Source organism: Spirilliplanes yamanashiensis (assembly GCF_016863475.1).
Taxonomy (GTDB): domain Bacteria; phylum Actinomycetota; class Actinomycetes; order Mycobacteriales; family Micromonosporaceae; genus Spirilliplanes; species Spirilliplanes yamanashiensis.
Genome location: NZ_BOOY01000018.1, coordinates 162,616 through 179,448 on the forward strand (window position 1 = coordinate 162,616; position 16,833 = coordinate 179,448).

The 16,833-nt window shown below is 75.6% G+C and carries 15 protein-coding genes; 6 read left to right on the forward strand and 9 right to left on the reverse strand.

The window, feature by feature from the left end:
• Positions 1-68 precede the first annotated feature (68 nt).
• Complete coding sequence (locus tag Sya03_RS12760) at positions 69-1,049, reverse strand: MurR/RpiR family transcriptional regulator (protein WP_203938462.1); 981 nt, start codon at positions 1,047-1,049, stop codon at positions 69-71.
• A gap of 280 nt (positions 1,050-1,329) precedes the next feature.
• Positions 1,330-2,643, reverse strand: coding sequence for a UDP-N-acetylmuramoyl-L-alanine--D-glutamate ligase (gene murD, locus Sya03_RS12765; RefSeq protein WP_203938463.1), 1,314 nt, complete (start codon positions 2,641-2,643; stop codon positions 1,330-1,332).
• A gap of 69 nt (positions 2,644-2,712) precedes the next feature.
• Between murD and Sya03_RS12770 the strand changes: the two genes are divergently transcribed.
• Together Sya03_RS12770 and Sya03_RS12775 are read left to right on the forward strand one after the other, a co-directional pair.
• Positions 2,713-4,056, forward strand: coding sequence for a MurL-like N-terminal domain-containing (locus tag Sya03_RS12770; RefSeq protein WP_203938464.1), 1,344 nt, complete (start codon positions 2,713-2,715; stop codon positions 4,054-4,056).
• 157 nt (positions 4,057-4,213) lie between these two features.
• Positions 4,214-5,647, forward strand: coding sequence for a S8 family serine peptidase (locus Sya03_RS12775; RefSeq protein ID WP_203938465.1), 1,434 nt, complete (start codon positions 4,214-4,216; stop codon positions 5,645-5,647).
• A 47-nt stretch (positions 5,648-5,694) separates the two neighbouring features.
• On the opposite strand, the gene Sya03_RS12780 is transcribed toward Sya03_RS12775, so the two are convergent.
• Together Sya03_RS12780 and Sya03_RS12785 are read right to left on the reverse strand one after the other, a co-directional pair.
• A complete protein-coding gene (locus Sya03_RS12780; protein WP_203938466.1) occupies positions 5,695-7,467 on the reverse strand; it encodes an FAD-binding oxidoreductase in 1,773 nt (590 codons plus the stop codon).
• A gap of 54 nt (positions 7,468-7,521) precedes the next feature.
• On the reverse strand, positions 7,522-8,331 hold the full coding sequence (locus tag Sya03_RS12785) for a TrmH family RNA methyltransferase (protein ID WP_203938562.1): 810 nt from the start codon (positions 8,329-8,331) through the stop codon (positions 7,522-7,524).
• A 66-nt stretch (positions 8,332-8,397) separates the two neighbouring features.
• Between Sya03_RS12785 and Sya03_RS12790 the strand changes: the two genes are divergently transcribed.
• Positions 8,398-9,423, forward strand: coding sequence for an NADPH:quinone reductase (locus Sya03_RS12790; RefSeq protein WP_203938467.1), 1,026 nt, complete (start codon positions 8,398-8,400; stop codon positions 9,421-9,423).
• Positions 9,424-9,492: 69 nt separating this feature from the next.
• Here the strand turns inward: Sya03_RS12790 and Sya03_RS12795 are convergent, their stop codons facing one another.
• The 4 genes from Sya03_RS12795 to Sya03_RS12810 form a co-directional block, all read right to left on the reverse strand.
• A complete protein-coding gene (locus Sya03_RS12795; protein ID WP_203938468.1) occupies positions 9,493-10,170 on the reverse strand; it encodes a hypothetical protein in 678 nt (225 codons plus the stop codon).
• A gap of 102 nt (positions 10,171-10,272) precedes the next feature.
• Positions 10,273-11,136 carry a hypothetical protein gene (locus Sya03_RS12800; RefSeq protein WP_203938469.1) on the reverse strand — a complete coding sequence of 288 codons (864 nt, stop codon included), beginning with the start codon at positions 11,134-11,136 and terminating at the stop codon, positions 10,273-10,275.
• Complete coding sequence (locus tag Sya03_RS12805) at positions 11,133-12,260, reverse strand: SPFH domain-containing protein (RefSeq protein ID WP_203938470.1); 1,128 nt, start codon at positions 12,258-12,260, stop codon at positions 11,133-11,135. The genes Sya03_RS12800 and Sya03_RS12805 overlap by 4 nt, the downstream gene beginning before the upstream one ends.
• Positions 12,261-12,264: 4 nt before the next feature.
• Positions 12,265-12,738: an NfeD family protein gene (locus tag Sya03_RS12810; protein WP_203938471.1), complete on the reverse strand. Its 474-nt coding sequence runs from the start codon at positions 12,736-12,738 to the stop codon at positions 12,265-12,267.
• A gap of 198 nt (positions 12,739-12,936) precedes the next feature.
• Here Sya03_RS12810 and Sya03_RS12815 point away from each other — a divergent pair, with 198 nt between their 5' ends.
• From Sya03_RS12815 to Sya03_RS12825, 3 genes are read left to right on the forward strand one after another with little or no spacing between them, the layout of a single operon-like run.
• Positions 12,937-14,256, forward strand: a complete 1,320-nt coding sequence (locus tag Sya03_RS12815) for a serine hydrolase domain-containing protein (RefSeq protein ID WP_203938563.1) — start codon at positions 12,937-12,939, stop codon at positions 14,254-14,256.
• Between the two features lie 27 nt (positions 14,257-14,283).
• A complete protein-coding gene (locus Sya03_RS12820) occupies positions 14,284-14,904 on the forward strand; it encodes a GntR family transcriptional regulator (RefSeq protein WP_239107416.1) in 621 nt (206 codons plus the stop codon).
• Positions 14,905-14,917: 13 nt separating this feature from the next.
• A complete protein-coding gene (locus tag Sya03_RS12825; protein ID WP_203938472.1) occupies positions 14,918-15,934 on the forward strand; it encodes a 1-aminocyclopropane-1-carboxylate deaminase in 1,017 nt (338 codons plus the stop codon).
• Here the strand turns inward: Sya03_RS12825 and Sya03_RS12830 are convergent.
• Positions 15,931-16,740: a DUF3097 domain-containing protein gene (locus Sya03_RS12830; protein ID WP_203938473.1), complete on the reverse strand. Its 810-nt coding sequence runs from the start codon at positions 16,738-16,740 to the stop codon at positions 15,931-15,933. The genes Sya03_RS12825 and Sya03_RS12830 overlap by 4 nt on opposite strands.
• Positions 16,741-16,833 lie beyond the last annotated feature (93 nt).

A 16,833-nucleotide genomic window follows, 5' to 3' on the forward strand; every position in this document is an offset into this window, starting at 1 on the left:
GTTTCAAGCGGCCTGTCGACCGCGCCGCCGCGAGCGGCGGTGGTACGGGGTGGTGCGTCGGCGCCGGGTCATACCGGCGTCCCGTCCTTGACGGCCTTGTGACCGTGGACGGCTTGGGCGGTGCGCTGGAACGCGGCGTGCGAACGTTCGTGGGTTCGCTGGGCCACGGCCACGTAGAGCAGATCGAGGACGACCAGCTGCGGGTGCCGCGCGGAGAGCGCGTCGGGCCGGTAGGTGGTCGCCTGGGTGGCGGTGAGCAGGACGATGTCGGCCAGCTCCGCCAAGGGTGAGCGCGGGAAGCTGGTCAGGGCGATCGTGGTGGCGCCGTGGCTGCCGGCCTCGGCGAGCAGCTCGATCGTCTCGCCGGTGGCGCCGCTGTGCGAGATGCCGAGCGCGACGTCGCCGGCGCGCGACAGCGCCGCGCTGGCGAGGCCGTTGTGCACGTCGCTCCACGACCAGGCCGGCACCCCGATGCGGTGCAGGCTGAACTGCATCTCCTCGCCGACCAGCGCGCTGCCGCTGGCGCCGAAGATGTTGACCCGCGACGCGCCGGCGATGGCGACGGCCGCCCGCTCCACCTCGGCGAGGTCGAGCAGCTGGGCGGTGTCGTGCATGGCCTGCGTGTCGGCCGCCATGATCTGGCCGAGCACCCGCTCGAGCGGGTCGCCGGGCTGGATCTCGCGGCCGATGTCGACCGTCCAGCCGGCGGAGCGCGAGCGGCCGGTCTCCGCGGCGATGCCGAGGCGCAGGTCGGCGTAGCCGTCGAAGCCGAGGGCGCGGCAGAACCGGGTCACGGTCGCCGGTGACGTCCCGCTGCGCTCGGCGAGCTCGACGATCGTGGCGCGGGACGCGGCGGCCGGGTCGGACAGCACGTGCTCGGCCACCCGCTGCAGGGCGCCGGTGAACTCCGGCAGCAGCGTGCGGACCCGCAGGAGGACCCCGTCGGAGCTGGTGAACAGGGGGCCGGGGAGCTGGTCACGCACATGGTCACGCACACCGACGTCGGCGACCGCCATCGCGGCGGTGCCGTCCATCTCGTGCTCGACCATGGGCCGCCCTTTCAGGAAGGAGTGTTAACTGTTGCGGTAAAAGTTCTTACTGAGACCCCCCTCCTGTCAAGACTGTGGGCGAAGTTTTCAAACCGTTACCTTCTGTGTCGATGACGGTCGTGTTTCGGGCAGCCGACATTGACGCTCGTTGGTCCGACTTTGCGCGGAAGAATAGCTTCGCCGCCGGTGTCCTGATTGGACCCGGTAAAGGATGGGGCGAACGCTGGATGTGACGGCCGTCACGGTCACCGATGTCCGGCCGTACGGCCGATGCGCAGCGTCAGGCGGTGGCGCGCACGGCCTCGGCGAAGACCTCGGAACGGTGCTCGAAGTTGCGGAAGCGGCCGTAGCTCGGGGCGGCCGGCGACAGCAGCACCACCCCGCCGGGCGGGGTCACCGCGCGCGCCAGCGACACGGCCTCCACCAGGTCGCCGGCCAGCTCGGTGCGCACCCCGGGCAGCCCGTCCAGCTCGCGCAGGATGCGCTCGCCGCTGTCCGGGATGCCCAGCACGGTCAGCTCGCGGCCGGCCAGCCCGGCGCGCAGCGGCGCGTAGTCCAGGCCGCGGTCCGTGCCGCCGACGATCAGGGTCGTCGGCCGCCCCTCGTACGCCTCCACCGCCAGCACCGCCGAGTACGGGCTCGTCGACAGCGTGTCGTCGACGAACGTCAGCCCCGACGGGTCGGCGATCTCGGTCAGCCGGTGCGGCAGCGGCCGGTACTCCGCCACCGCCGCGGCGACCTCGGGCGCGGCCGGGTCGACGCCCAGGCCCTCCAGCACGGCCAGCGCCACGGCCAGGTTGCGCTCGTTGTGCCGCCCGGCGAGCCGCAGCGCCGCCCGGTCGAACAGCGGGCTGCCGTCGCGCAGCACCCGGCCGTCCGCGACGGTGAACCGGGCCGTCGCGTCCACCGGCGGCCGGCCCTGCGCGTCGCGCACCCCGCCCAGCTCGGCGGCGAGGCGCTCGTCGGAGCCGTTGACCACGATCAGGCCCGGGCCGTGCGCCAGCAGGTTCAGCTTGTCGCGGTAGTACTCGCGCTCGCCGCCGTGGGCGTCCAGGTGCTCCGGGAACAGCGACGTCACCACCGCCACGGCGGGCGAGTCCGTCAGGTCGGCGCACTGGTAGCTCGACAGCTCCAGCACGTACGCCGGCGCGTCCGGCAGGTCCAGCAGCGGCACGCCGATGTTGCCGCCGTACGCGTTGGGCCGGCCGGCGCCCGTGAGCAGGTGGCTGATGAGGCTCGACGTGGTGCTCTTGCCCTTGCTGCCGGTGACGCCCACCGTCCGGCCGGCGTGGTCGGCCAGCCACAGCGCGCTGCCGCCGGTGACCGGGACGCCGCGCTCCCGCAGCTCGCGCACCCACGGGTGGGTGTTGGGCACCCCGGGCGACCGCACGACCACGTCGGCGGCGAGCAGCCGGGCCCGGGCGGCCTCGCCGCCGGACAGCTCCACGCCCGCGAACTGCCCGGCGTCGGCGGTGTCGGCCACGGCGGCGAGGGCGGCGGGGCCGGCGGCGCGCACCGCGGCGACCGCGGCCTGGCCCTCCCGGCCGGTCCCCCACACGACGACGGAACGACCGCGCAGGTCAGCGAGGCGCACTCGGGTCTCCTTCGGGCTGTCGGCCGGCCGGACTAGTATGGCCGCCGGTCCCGAAGCGAGGAGGAACGGGTGGAGCGGGAGCAGATCCTGTCCCTGGACACGCTGCACTTCCCGGCCTCCGCGTTCGACCCGGTGACCGGGGTGGCCACGTTCGACTACCGGCTCACCGGCCCCGGCGGGCTGGCCCTCGACTTCCGCGAGACGGTCGAGCTGCCCGTGCCGGCCACGGCGCCGTCCGCGGCGGTGCTCGACCGGGTCCGCCGGGTGCTCGAGCTGCTGCACGTCGTCGCCGGGGTGAGCTACTACAAGACCGCCGCCCCGCGCCGGGTGGTCGCGCCCCGGCCGGTGCCCGCGGCGGCCGCCGCCCTGTTCACCGCGGTCTACACCCACGGCCTCGCCGAGTACGCGTACCGCAACGACCTGCCGCACGTGCTGGCCCTCACCGTCGAGACGCCCGGCGAGGCGCCCGCCGCCGATCCGGTGGCCGTCGGCACCCGGCCACTGTCGGCCGTCGGCGGCGGCAAGGACTCCATCGTCAGCCTGGAGCTGATGCGCGGCGCCGGGCTCGACCCGGTGCCGTTCTCGGTCAACCCCAACCCCGTCATCGAACGGGTCGGCGCGGCGTCCGGGCTGCCCGCGCTCGCGGCCCGGCGGCGGCTCGACCCGCGGCTGTTCGAGGTGAACGCGGCCGGCGCCCGCAACGGGCACATCCCCGTCACCGCCATCAACTCGCTCATCGCGATCGCCACCGCCACCCTGCACGGCCTCGGCCCGGTCGTGATGTCCAACGAGCGCTCCGCGTCCGACCCGAACCTGGTGTGGCACGGCCACGAGGTCAACCACCAGTGGTCGAAGGGCGTCGACGCCGAGGGGCTGCTGCGCGCCGCCGTCACCGCCCACGCCGGCCTGGCCGAGCCGTACTTCTCGCTGCTGCGGCCCCTGTCCGAGCTGCACATCGCCCAGCTGTACGCCCGCTGGCCCGCCTACGACGGCGTGGTGACCAGCTGCAACGCCGCGTTCAAGCTGTCCGGGGCGAGCGAACGCTGGTGCGGGCACTGCCCGAAGTGCCGGTTCGTGTTCCTGGCCATGGCCCCGGCGATGCCGCGCGAGCGGGTCGTCGCCATCTTCGGCGCCGACCTGCTGGACGACCCGGCCCAGCTCCCCGGCTACCGCGAGCTGCTCGGCGTCGACGGGCACAAGCCGTTCGAGTGCGTCGGCGAGGTCGAGGAGTGCGTGGTCGCCCTCGGCATGCTGCTCGAGCGGCCGGAGTGGCGCGACGCGGCCGTCGTGGCGGCGCTGCGCGACGAAGTGCCGCAGGCGGCGTGGTCGTCGGCGGCGTCGCGGGCCGCGATGCTGACCCCGGTCGACGCGGGCTTCGTGCCGCCGGCGTACGCCAAGCTGCTGCCCGCCTGACCCGCCCGGGCACCGGCCGTCCGGCCGAGCCCGCCCCGGCCGGACGGCCACCGCGCTGACGGTGACCGTCCGTGACTGCCTGCCGGATCACCGGTGCCTGACATGACGCTGCGTTACCTACAGTCATGGGACCCCCTCCCCCAGGAAGGCCCGTGGCATGTCTTCTCTGCTTGGTCGCAGCCTCGCCGCCGTCGCGGCGGTCACCATCGGTGCAACCGCCCTCGCTACGCCCAGTCACGCGGCGCCCGCGCCGGCCCCGGCGCCCGCCGAGGGCGTCGTGCACGGCGTCGGCGCCGCCGGCGCCGTCCCCGGCCGCTACATCGTCGTCCTGAAGCCCGGCGCCGCCCGCGTCACCTCGCTCGGCGCCGGCCGCGTCGAGCGCACCCTGAGCGGCGGCGTCGACGGCTACGTCGCCGCCATGGACGCCGCCACCGCCCGCCGCGTCGCCGCCGACCCGGCCGTCGCCGTCGTCGAGCAGGACCGGCGCGTCAGCGTGTCCGCCACGCAGCGCAAGCCCCCGTGGGGCCTGGACCGCGTCGACGAGGCGAAGCTGCCGCTGTCGAAGACCTACACCCCGGGCAGCGACGCCCGCCGCGTCACCGCGTACGTCGTCGACACCGGCATCCGCATCACCCACACCCAGTTCGGCGGGCGCGCCCGCTACGGCTGGGACTTCGTCGGCGTCGACCCCTACGCCGCCGACTGCAACGGCCACGGCACCCACGTCGCCGGCACCATCGGCGGCTCCACCTACGGCGTCGCCAAGCGCGTCAACCTCGTCGCCGTGCGGGTGCTCGACTGCTACGGCTCCGGCTGGCTGTCCGACGTCATCGACGGCGTCAACTGGGTGGCCGCCAACGCCGTCAAGCCGGCCGTCGCCAACCTCAGCCTCGGCGGCGGGCCCAGCGCCGCCCTCGACAGCGCCGTCAACGCCGCCGTCGGCTCCGGCGTCACCATGGTCCTCGCCGCCGGCAACGACAACATCAACGCCTGCCGGGTCAGCCCCGCCCGCGTCGCCGCCGGCATCACCGTCGGCGCCACCGACATCCGGGACCGCCGGGCCGTGTTCTCCAACTACGGCTCCTGCGTCGACATCTTCGCCCCCGGCGTCAAGATCCGCTCGTCGGTCGCCACCAGCAACACCGCCGTCGCCGACTTCGACGGCACCTCGATGGCCGCGCCGCACGTCGCCGGGGCCGCCGCCATGATCCTCGCCGCCGCGCCCTGGTTCACCCCGGCGCAGGTCCGCTCGTTCATGGTGTCCCGCGCCACCACCGGCGTCGTCAAGGCCCGGGGCGCCGGCTCGCCGAACCGCCTGGTGCGCACCATCGCGCCGCCCGCCGCGCCGCGCATCCGCACCGCCGCCCTGCCCACCGGCTCCACCGGCGTCGAGTACCGGGCCCAGCTCGCGCTCGTCGCCGGCCGCACCGGCCAGTGGACCGCCGCCGCCCTGCCGGCCGGTCTCACGCTCAGCCCGGGCGGCGTCCTCAGCGGCGTCCCCACCGCCCCCGGCACCCACCGGGTGACCCTGCGGTTCACCGACTACGTCCCGCAGACCGTCTCGCGGACCTACACCCTGACCATCCTCTGACCCGACCCGACCCGACCCCGACCCCGGCACGGCCCCGCGGCGCGCTGCTACAGCGCCGCGGGGTCGTGCCGGATCCGCGCCGGGTCGATGCCCAGCAACGACTCCAGGATCGCCCGCGTCGCCGCCACCATCACCGGCGGCCCCGCCAGCCGCACGTCCGCCCCCGACCACTCCCCGTACGCCGCCACCGCGTCCGTGACCAGCCCCGACGGGTACGGCCCCGGGTCGCCGTCCGACACCACCGGCACCACCGTCGCCCGGCGGCACGACCGGGCGATCGCGTCCAGCTCCGCCACGTCGTACAGGTCGGCCAGGGTGCGCACCCCCCAGAACAGCGTCGCCGGCCGCGGGTCGCCCGTCACCGCCAGCTCCGTCAGCAACGCCTTGAACGGCGCCACGCCCGTGTCCCCCGCGATCATCAGCAGCGCCCGCGACGAGTCCGCGTCCAGCACCATCTCGCCCGCCGCCGGGCGCAGCCGCACCCGGTCGCCGACCCGGGTGCCGTACACCAGGGCGCCGCTGACCGTCGTCGCCGCCTTCGCCCGCACGTGCAGCTCCAGCACGTTGTCCAGCCGGGGCGCGCCCGCCAGCGAGTACGGCCGCCACACCTGCGGGTGCCCCGCGACCTCGATCCGGGTGTACTGCCCCGGCAGGAACCGGTACGGCAGGTACGGCCGCACCCGCAGCACCGCCAGGTCGTCCGCCCGGCGCTCGTGCTGCACCACCCGCGCCGACCACACCGCCGGCTCGTACCCGGCCGCCGCCGCCCCGTCGGCCAGCCAGTGCTGCACCAGCCGCCACGTCGAGCGCACCGCCGTGTCGTACTCCCGGGTCCAGCCGGCGCCCACCGCGGACCGCAGCGCCTCCGCGAGCGCCGCCCCGGCGAGCTGCGCCTGCTGCGGGCCGACGCCCCACTCCCGCAGCACCCCGCCGAGCTGCCCGCACCCGGCGGCGACCGCGCGCGGGTCGTCCAGGTTCGCGACCAGCCAGCCGAGGGCGGCGCGCAGCTGGTCGCGCTGGCTCTCGGGACCACCGGCGAGCGGCACGAGCAGCGCCGGCTGCGCCTGGGCGAGCACGTCGCGCAGCCGGGCGGCGACCTCGTCGGGCGGGCCGGCCTCGGCCAGGCAGCGCAGCAGCACGGCCTTCAGCTCCCGCAGCACGACGTCGCCGTCGGGGTGCTCCCCGGGGTGGTCGCCGCCGACGGGCGGCAGGCCGGGATGGTGCCCGGCGCCGGGCACCGGCAGGTGCCCGATCCCGGGCAGTCCGGGCGGCAGCCCGGGCACAACCGCCTGCCCCGGCGGCGGGGTCGTGCCGGGCGGCGGGGTCGTGCCGGGCGGTGCGGTCTGGCCCGGCGGCACGGTCGAACCCGGGGGCATGGTCGTGCCGGGTGGCGGGGTCTGGCCTGGCGGCACGGTCGAGCCGGGCGGTGCGGTCGAGCCGGGCGGTGCGGTCTGACCCGGCGGCGCGGTCTGGCCCGGCGGCGCGGTCTGGCCCGGCGGCGCGGTCTGACCCGGCAGTGGGGCCTGGCCCGGCGGCGCCGGCTGGCCCGCGATCGGGCCGGGACCCCCGCCCGGCGGAGCCGGGGTCGTGCCCGGCGGGGCGGTCGGGCTGCCCGGCCGCCCGAGGACCGGCTGCTGCCCGGCGGGCACCCGTCCCCCGCCGCCGGCCGGGTCGCCCGGCGCGGTCGTGGCGCCCTCCGCCGGCGTGCCCGCCGCGGGCCGGCCGGCGGCCGCGGCGGCCTCGGCGGTCAGGCGGGCGCGGATCGACCGGAGCAGGGCGATCAGGTGTTGCTGCCCCGAACCCGGACCAATGGTCGACACGTCCACCCCCGGGGATCAACCTACCGCCGCCACGTACCCGCCGGTATGACGCGCCTAACTGTCCGCGAGGTCGTCGTCGCGGCCGAGTTCCCAGAAGGCGACGGCCGCGGCGGCGGCGACGTTGAGGGAGTCGACGCCGCGGCGCATGGGGATGGCGACGCGGACGTCGCTGGCGGCCAGGGCGTGCCGGGACAGGCCGGGGCCCTCGGCGCCGAGCAGCAGGGCGGCGCGGGCGCGCTGCGCCGCGGTGAGGCGCTGCAGCGGGACGGCGCCGGCCGCGGGGGTCATCGCGAGGACGGTGAAGCCGGCGGCGCGGACCCGGTCGAGGCCGCCGGGCCAGGGGTCCAGGGTGGCGTACGGGACGGCGAACACCTCGCCCATGCTGACGCGCACGCTGCGCCGGTACAGCGGGTCGGCGCAGGACGGCGACAGGAGCACCCCGTCGACGCCGAGGGCGGCGGCGCCGCGGAAGACGGCGCCGAGGTTGGTGTGGTTGTTGACGTCCTCCAGGACGGCGACGCGGCGGGCGGTGGCGAGCAGCTCGTCGGCGGTGCGGGGCGGCAGGCGGTGGAACGAGGCGAGCACGCCGCGGTGCACGTGGAAGCCGGTGGCCTGTTCGAGGACGTCCTGGGTGGCGGCGTAGACGGGCGCGCCGGCGGGCAGGTCGGCGATCTGGTCGACCCGCTTGGCGTCGACCAGGTACGACCGGGGCGGGTAGCCGGCGCGCAGGGCGCGGCGCAGCACCAGCTCGCCCTCGGCGATGAACAGCCCGTGCGGCGGCTCCCATCTGGTGCGCAGCTCCACGTCGGTGAGGGCGCGGTAGTCGGCGATCCGGTCGTCGGCGGGGTCGGTGATGAGCTGCACGTCGGGCACGCGCCCATTCTGGCCGCGGCGCGTGCCAGGATCGCGGGAAGGGTCGAGGGAGGACGCATGCGCGCGATCGTGTACGACGCCACGGGCGGTCCGGAGGTGCTGCGGCTGGTGGACCGCCCGGTGCCGGAGCCGGGCCCGGGCGAGGTGCGGGTGCGGCTGGTCGTGTCGGGGGTGAACCCGACGGACTGGAAGTCGCGCAGCGGGGCGACGAGCGGCCCGTTGGCGTACCCGGAGCAGACGCCGCACCACGACGGCGCGGGGGTGATCGACGCGGTCGGCCCCGGCGCGGCGGGGTTCGCGGTCGGCGACCGGGTGTGGACGTTCCTGGCGGCGGCGTCGCGGGCGGGCGGCACGGCGGCGGAGTTCGCGGTGCTGCCGGTGAACCGGGTGGCGCCGCTGGCGGACGGGGCGTCGTTCGACGTGGGCGCGTCGCTGGGGGTGCCGGCGATCACGGCGCACCGGGCGCTGACGGTGGCCGAGGACGGCCCGGCGCGGCTGGCCCCGGGGGCGCTGGCGGGCCGGACGGTGCTGGTGGCGGGCGGCGCGGGCGCGGTGGGGCACGCGGCGATCCAGCTGGCCCGGTGGGCGGGCGGCACGGTGATCGCGACGGTGAGCGGCCCGGCGAAGGCGGCGCTGGCGACGGCGGCGGGCGCGCACCACGTGGTGAACTACCGCGAGGGCGACCCGGCGGCGGCGATCCGGGCGCTGGCCCCGGACGGCGTGGACGTCGTCGCCGAGGTGGCCCTGGCGGCGAACCTGGCGCTGGACCTGGCGGTGATCCGGTCGCGGGCGACGATCGCCAGCTACGCCGACAACGGCGGCGCGTCGCTGACGCTGGAGGTGCGGCCGAACCTGGTGCTGAACACGCGCCTGCAGTTCCTGCTGCTGTACACGGTGGGCGAGGCGGCGCTCGCGGCGGCGGCCGAGGACATCGGGGCGGCGCTGGCCGACGGCGCGCTGCCGGTGGGCGAGGAGCACGGGCTGCCGCTGGTGCGGTTCGGCCTGGAGGCCACGGCGGAGGCGCAGCGCGCGGTGGAGGCGGGCGCGGTCGGCAAGGTGCTGGTGGACGTGGCGCCGGCCTGAGCGGGGGCCGGACGGGCTGCGACCCCGCCGCCTCGAGGGCAGGACGGGGCCGCGGCGGCTCGGGGTGCGTCAGGCGGACGGGATGAGCCGTCCGCCGGTCCAGGCGAGGCCCATGCCCGCGGCGAGCAGGAGCAGGGCGCCGACGGTGGGCAGCGGGTCGACGGCGAAGGTGCCGGCGCCGACGCTGACCGCGGCGATCATCAGCAGGATGCCGTCGGCGGGGTTGAGCAGTTTGGACCGCAGGACGGCCCAGCCGAGCAGCAGCCAGCCGCTGCCGGCGACCATGGCGGCGGTGACGCCGAGCGGTCCGATCCGGTCGGCGGGGACGGTGCCGCCGGCCAGCGCGGTGTCGGGCGGCAGCGCCATGAGCGGCAGCAGCATGATGGTGCCGAGGAAGCCGAGCAGCAGCCCGGCGACGGCGGGGCGGCGGGTGCGGGTGCCGGCGAGCAGGGCGGCGATCGCCACCATGGCGACGAGCGACAGCCAGGCCGCGGCGAGCACGGCGTAGAACTGCTCGGGGCGGCTGACGTCGCCGAAGGTGGTCCACCCGTACGCGACGGCGGCGACGGGCAGGGCCCAGAGGGCGTTGCGGGCGAACCTGCGCACCGACCAGATCCAGACGGCCTCGCGCACCGGCAGGACGTCGGCGCGGTGGTCGGTCCCGGCGGCGCCGACCCAGGCCGGGGCGACGCGCAGCGGTCGGCGCGGGTGGTGGCCGGCGTGCCGCCGGTCGGCTGCTGACGTCATTGTCGCTGCCTCTTTCGCTCCGGCCGAGCGGGCGGGGGCCACCGATCGGGCGCTCTGCCCCTCAGGATCACATCGGGCCGGGCGGTGCGCGGGCTTTTCCGGTTATTTGCCCCGCGGGGGCAGGCCGCAGCGGGCGCGCAGCATGGTGTCGAGGGTCAGCTTGTCGTTCTCGGTGACGGTGACCTGAGTGGGCACGTCCTCGCCGCCGAGGACGAGCCGGACGGGGAACTCGTACGGCTTCTTGACCTCGGCGACGGCGTGCGGGTCGCAGTCGAGCGCGTCGGCGCGCAGGCCGAACGCGACGGTGGGCGCCCCGGCGGCGAGGTCGCCGAGCCGGTCGGGCCGGAGCGTGTAGAGCACGTTGCCGCCGAGCTCGGCGACGGTGACGGGGTCCGGGCCGGCGCCGGACGCGCGGGTGACGACGAGCGAGCCGCGCAGGGCGCCGTCGGGTGTGGACGTCCACGGCCCGAAGGTGAGCGCGACGCTGCGCGCGGCGCGGGCGGCGAGGCAGTCCTGGCGCAGCAGCCGGTCGAGGCGTTCGCTGGGGTGCGGGAGGTCGAGGGTGACCCGGCGGGTGGGGCCGCCCTCGCGGGCGACGTCCACGATGGCCTGCGACGGGGCGGCTGCGGGCGACTCGCCGGCGCAGGCGGTGCCGGTGCCGTACGGGACGGGCACGTCGACGCGCAGGCCGCCGACGGGCAGCAGCGCCTCCTTGTCGACGACGCCGGCCCCGGTGAACGACGGCAGGACGAGCTGCACGCGGGTGACGCGCAGCGGCACGGTGTCGTCGTTGTGCAGGGCGACCGCGAGGTTGCGGGCGACCTCGTCGGTGCGCCACTGCTCGGCGGTGGCGTGCAGCTTGGGGGCGGGCGGGGCGGGCTCGGCGGGCCCGGCGCAGGCCCCGGCGAGCAGCAGCACGGCGACGGTCGCGGCGGGGTGCCACGACCGTCGCCGTGCGGGGCTCACGCCTGCTCGCGCCGGTACGCCGACAGGTCCTGCGTGAGGTCGTCGGCGGTCACCGGCTCGGGGGCGGGCAGGCCGCGCTGGCCGTTGCCGGGCGGGGCGACGGTGGGCGCGGGGGCGACCTGCTCCTCGGCCTTGCGGACCTCGGCGTTGATCCGCTGGGCCTCGGCGGCGGCGGCCTCGGCGGCGGCGACCGCCTCGCGCTCGACGGCGCCGGCGTCCACGTCGGACGACGGCGCGTCGCCGACCATGTTGGCGAGGCCGCCGAGGGCGCCGCCCATGCCCTCCAGCGCGCGGGTCAGCTCGGTCGGCACGATCCAGACCTTGTTCGCGGTGCCGTTGGCGATCTGCGGCAGGGCCTGCAGGTACTGGTACGCCAGCACCTTCTGGCTGGGGTTGGCCTGGTGGATGGCGTCGAAGACGGTGCGGATGGCCTTCGCCTGGCCCTCGGCCTGCAGGATGCGGGCCTGCCGGTCACCGTCGGCGCGCAGCACCGCGGCCTGCTTCTCGCCCTCGGCGGACAGGATCTGCGACTGCTTGTGGCCCTCGGCGTTGAGGATCGCGGCGCGGCGGTCGCGCTCGGCGCGCATCTGCTTCTCCATGGAGTCGCGGATGGACGGCGGCGGCTCGATCGCCTTGATCTCGACGCGGGTCACCTTGATGCCCCACCGGCCGGTGGTCTCGTCGAGGACGCCGGACAGGTGCTTGTTGATCTCCTCGCGGCTGGTCAGGGCGCGCTCGAGGTCGAGCGAGCCGATGACGTTGCGCAGCGTGGTGACGGTGAGCTGCTCGATGGCCTGGAGGAAGTTGGCGATCTCGTAGGTGGCCCGCACCGGGTCGACGACCTTGAAGTAGAGCACCGTATCGATGGACACGACGAGGTTGTCGGAGGTGATGACCGGCTGCGGCGGGAAGCTGACGACCTGCTCGCGCATGTCCACCTTGGTGCGCACGGCGTCGACGAACGGCACCAGGATGTTGAGGCCGGGCGTCAGGGTCTTCTTGTAGCGGCCGAGCCGCTCGACCACGTCCATGCGCTGCTGCGGCACGATGCGGACGGCTCTGACGAGCGTGATGACGACGATCAGGGCGATCGCCAGGACGACGATGCCGACGGCGGCTTCCATCTTGTTATGCCTCGTTTCCTGAAGTGCTGCTGCCGCCCGGGAGGCCCTCACGCCAGACCAGCGCGGTGGCGCCCCGGACCTTGATGACCCGGACGTGCTCGCCGGGTGCGTAGACCTCGGTGCCGTCGAAGGAGCGGGCGGTCCACACCTCGCCGTCGATCTTGACCATGCCGTGGTCGGCGTCGACCTGGTCCAGGACGAGGGCCTCGGAGCCCTCGATGGCGGCGAGGCCGAACGGCGTGTCGCCGCCGGTGAGCTCGTCCTGGCGGTGCCGCCGGATGACCGGGCGCACCACGGCGACGCTGAGCGCGGAGACGACGGCGAAGACGATCGCCTGGACGGCCACCGGCGCGCCGAGCCCGGCCGCGGCGGCCGCGGCGAACGCGCCGGCCGCGAACATGACGAGGAACAGCGTCGTGGTGAATATCTCGGCGACGACGAGGACGACCCCTAGTACGACCCACAGCAGCGGTTCCACGTCTCGATCGTGGCACGCCCGCGCACGCCCGGCCAGCGCCTGGCGAGCCGTCATGGAACCGACATACACCCGGCACGTTCCGCCCGCCATGTCACTCCGAAGAATTCAGACATACGGGTTATATTGGCCCACCGAACGAGCCCCCTGCGCGCTGCGAGAGTCCCCGTGAGCCCGCACCACCGGAAGGACCTGCCCGTGGTGTCCCTGCTGCCGGAAACCGGCCGAACCGTCGACGCGGTCGTCACCCGCGCCCAGTCGGCGGGGCGCGCGCCGTCGCTCGTCCTCGCCGTGGTGCGCGACCGCGCCATCGCCCACTTCACCGGCGCCGGCGAACAGCCCCGGCCCGACCCGAAGACCCAGTACCGGATCGGCTCGATCACCAAGACGATGACCGCCGCCATGGTGCTCCAGCTGCGCGACGAGGGCGCCTTCGGCCTCGACGACCTGCTGTACCGGCACCTGCCCGGCACCCCGATCGGCGGCGTCACCCTGCGCCAGCTGCTCGGCCACGTCTCCGGCCTGCAGCGCGAGCCCGACGGCCAGTGGTGGGAGCGGCGCGCCGGCGGCGACGTCGACACCCTGCTGCGCGAGCTGTCCTTCGACAAGCTGGCCGGCACGCCGTGGCGCGCCTACCACTACTCCAACCTGGCGTACGGGCTGCTCGGCGCCATCCTCACCAAGGTCACCGGCGACACCTGGGCCGACCTGGTGGGCAAGCGCGTGCTCGACCCGCTCGGGCTCAAGCGCACCACGTACCACCCCGTCGAGCCGTACGCCCGCGGCTACGTCGTGCACCCGCTGCACCAGACGCTGCACGAGGAGCCCCGCCTCGACGCGGGCGCCATGGCCCCGGCCGGGCAGCTCTGGTCCACGGTCACCGACATGGCCAAGTGGGCCGCGTTCCTGGCCGACCCGGCGCCCGCCGTGCTGTCGCGCGACACCCTCGACGAGATGTGCGCCCCGGTCGTCATCACCGACCCCGAGTCGTGGACCGCCGGGCACGGCCTCGGCCCGGAGCTGTACCGCTCCGGCGAGCGCGTCTTCGTCGGCCACGGCGGCTCCATGCCGGGCTACGTCGCCCAGGTCGCCGTGCACCGCCCGACCCGCACCGGCGTGGTGGCCTTCGCCAACTCGTACGGCCTGCACGGCCGGACCCTGCGCGACACCGTGCTGGAGGCGCTGACGGCGGTGCTGGACGGCGAGCCCACCACGGCCGCCCCGTGGCGCCCGGCGTCCCGGCTGCCCGACGGCGAGGCCGCCGAGCTGTGCGGGCGCTGGTGGTGGATGGGCCGCGAGTACGAGGTCGTCATCGACGGCGACGACATCGTCTTCGACTGCCTCACCGTGCCCGGCACGGCCCCGTGGCGCTTCAGCCGCGAGGAGCGCAACCGCTGGCGCGGCCGCTCCGGCTTCAACCTGGGCGAGATCCTCGACGTGCGCCGCGACGGCACCGGCACCCCGGTGGAGCTGGACATCGCCACGTTCCGCTTCCGCCGGGACCCGGAGCACCTGGCCTGACCGGCCACTGACATCTAACATGTCAGTGTGACCATCGAGCCGGTGCGGCGCACGCTGCTGCGGGAGAGCGCCTACGAGGCCATCCGCGACGCCATCGTGCGCGGCGACCTGCCCGCCGGGGCCAGCGTCGGCGCGGCCGAGCTGGCCGGGCGGCTCGGGCTGTCGCGGGCGCCGGTGCGCGAGGCGCTCGCCCGGCTCGCCGGGGAGGGGCTCGTCGAGTCCAAGCCGCAGAGCTTCACCCGGGTCACCCCCGTCGACGAGCGCGACGTGCGCGACGCCGCGGCCGTGGTGTGCGCGATGCACGAGCTGGCCGTCGGCGCGGCCGTGCCGCTGCTGACCGCCGCCGACCTCGACGAGATGCGCGCGGCCAACGAGCGGTTCGCCGCGGCGGCCGACGTGGACGCGGCGCTGCGGGCCGACGACGAGCTGCACGACGTGCCGGTGCGGGTGTGCGGCAACCGGGCCGTCGCCGCGACCGTCGCGCGGTACACGCCGCTGATCCGGCGGCTGGAGCGGCAGCGGTTCGCGGCGGGGGCGCACGCGTCCACCGCGCTGCACGCCGACCTCATCGCCGCCTGCGCCGCCGGGGACGCCGCCGCGGCCGTGCGGGTCACGCGCCAGATCTGGCAGTCCCTGACCACCCCCTGACCGGAGGCACCCCATGTCGATCGCGTCGTTCGAGCGGTACCCGCTGCTGTTCGGCCCCTCCCCCGTCCACCGGCTCGACCGGCTCACCGCGCACCTCGGCGGGGCCGCGCTGTGGGCCAAGCGGGAGGACTGCAACTCCGGCATCGCGTACGGCGGCAACAAGACCCGCAAGCTGGAGTACCTGGTCGCCGACGCGCTGGCGCAGGGCTGCGACACGCTGGTGTCCATCGGCGGCGTGCAGTCCAACCACACCCGGCAGGTGGCCGCCGTGGCGGCGCGGGCCGGGCTGAAGTGCGTGCTGCTGCAGGAGAGCTGGGTCGACTGGCCCGACTCGGTCTACGACAAGGTCGGCAACATCCTGATCAGCCGGCTCGCCGGGGCCGACGTGCGGCTGGTGCGGGCGGAGTTCGGCATCGGCTTCAAGGAGAGCTGGGAGCGGGCGCTGCGTGAGATCGAGCAGGCGGGCGGGCGGCCGTACGCGATCCCGGCCGGCGCGTCCGACCACCGGCTGGGCGGGCTCGGCTTCGCGAACTGGGCGTACGAGCTGGCCGAGCAGGAGCGGCAGCTCGACGTCTTCTTCGACACGATCGTCGTGTGCTCGGTGACGGGCAGCACCCAGGCCGGCATGATCGCCGGGTTCGCGGCGCTCGCCGACGCGGGCGGCCGGCCCCGGCGGGTGCTCGGCATCGACGCGTCCGCCAAGCCCGCGCAGACCCGCGACCAGGTGGCCCGCATCGCCCGCGGCACCGCCGCGCTGATCGGCGTCGGGCGCGACCTGCGCGACGACGAGATCCTGCTGGACGAGCGCTACCACGGCGGGGTGTACGGCATCCCCGACACGGCGACGCTGGACGCGATGAAGCTGGCCGCCCGCACCGAGGGCATGGTCACCGACCCGGTGTACGAGGGCAAGTCGATGGCGGCCCTGATCGACCTGGTCGGCACCGGCGAGATCGGCCGCGACTCCACCGTGCTGTACGCCCACCTCGGCGGGCAGCCGGCGCTGAACGCGTACAGCGCGCTGTTCTAGTCGCCGAAGTCGACCGTGACGAAGTCGATGAGCCGCTCCATCGCCCCGATCAGCGGGGTCTCCACGTCCTTGTAGCTCGACACGGCGGCCAGCACCCGGCGCCACATCTCCTGCGGGTCGCTCACCCCGAGGGCGGCGCACACGCCCTCCTTCCACGGCTGCCCGCGCGGCACGTCCGGCCACGCCCGGATGCCCAGCCGCGCGGGCTTCACGGCCTGCCACACGTCCACGTACGGGTGGCCGGTGACCAGCACGTACGGCGACGTGACGGCGGCGACGACGCGGCTCTCCTTCGAGCCGGGCACCAGGTGGTCGACGAGCACGCCGAGGCGGCGGTGCGGGGCGGGCCCGAACTCGCGCACCTCGTCGGCGAGGTGGTCGATGCCGGACAGCGGCTCCACGACGACACCCTCGACGCGCAGGTCGTCGCCCCAGATGCGCTCGACCAGGGCGGCGTCGTGCACGCCCTCCACCCAGATGCGGCTGGCCTTGGCGACCTGGGCGCGGACCCCGTCGACCGCCACGGACCCGGACGCGGTGACCCGGCGCTGCGCGACCGCGGCCGCGCGCGGCGGCCGGCGCAGCGTCACCGGGCGGCCCTCCAGCAGGAACGCGGCCGGGCTCAGCGGGAAGTTGCGCCGGCGGCCGTGCCGGTCCTCCAGCACGACCGCGCCGAGCTCGAAGCCCACCACCGCGCCGCAGAAGCCGCTGTCGGCGTCCTCGACGACGAGGTCCGGCTCCGCGTCCACCTCGGGCACCGTCCTGCGCTTGCGCCAGTTGCCGGCGAGCACGTCCTCCCCATACATGAATCGCACGTTACGTTCGTGTTCCGCCGCGCGGGGGGAGACACGCGGCGGCGGCTCCACGGCGGTCGAGGCGGGACAACGGCTGCGGACAGC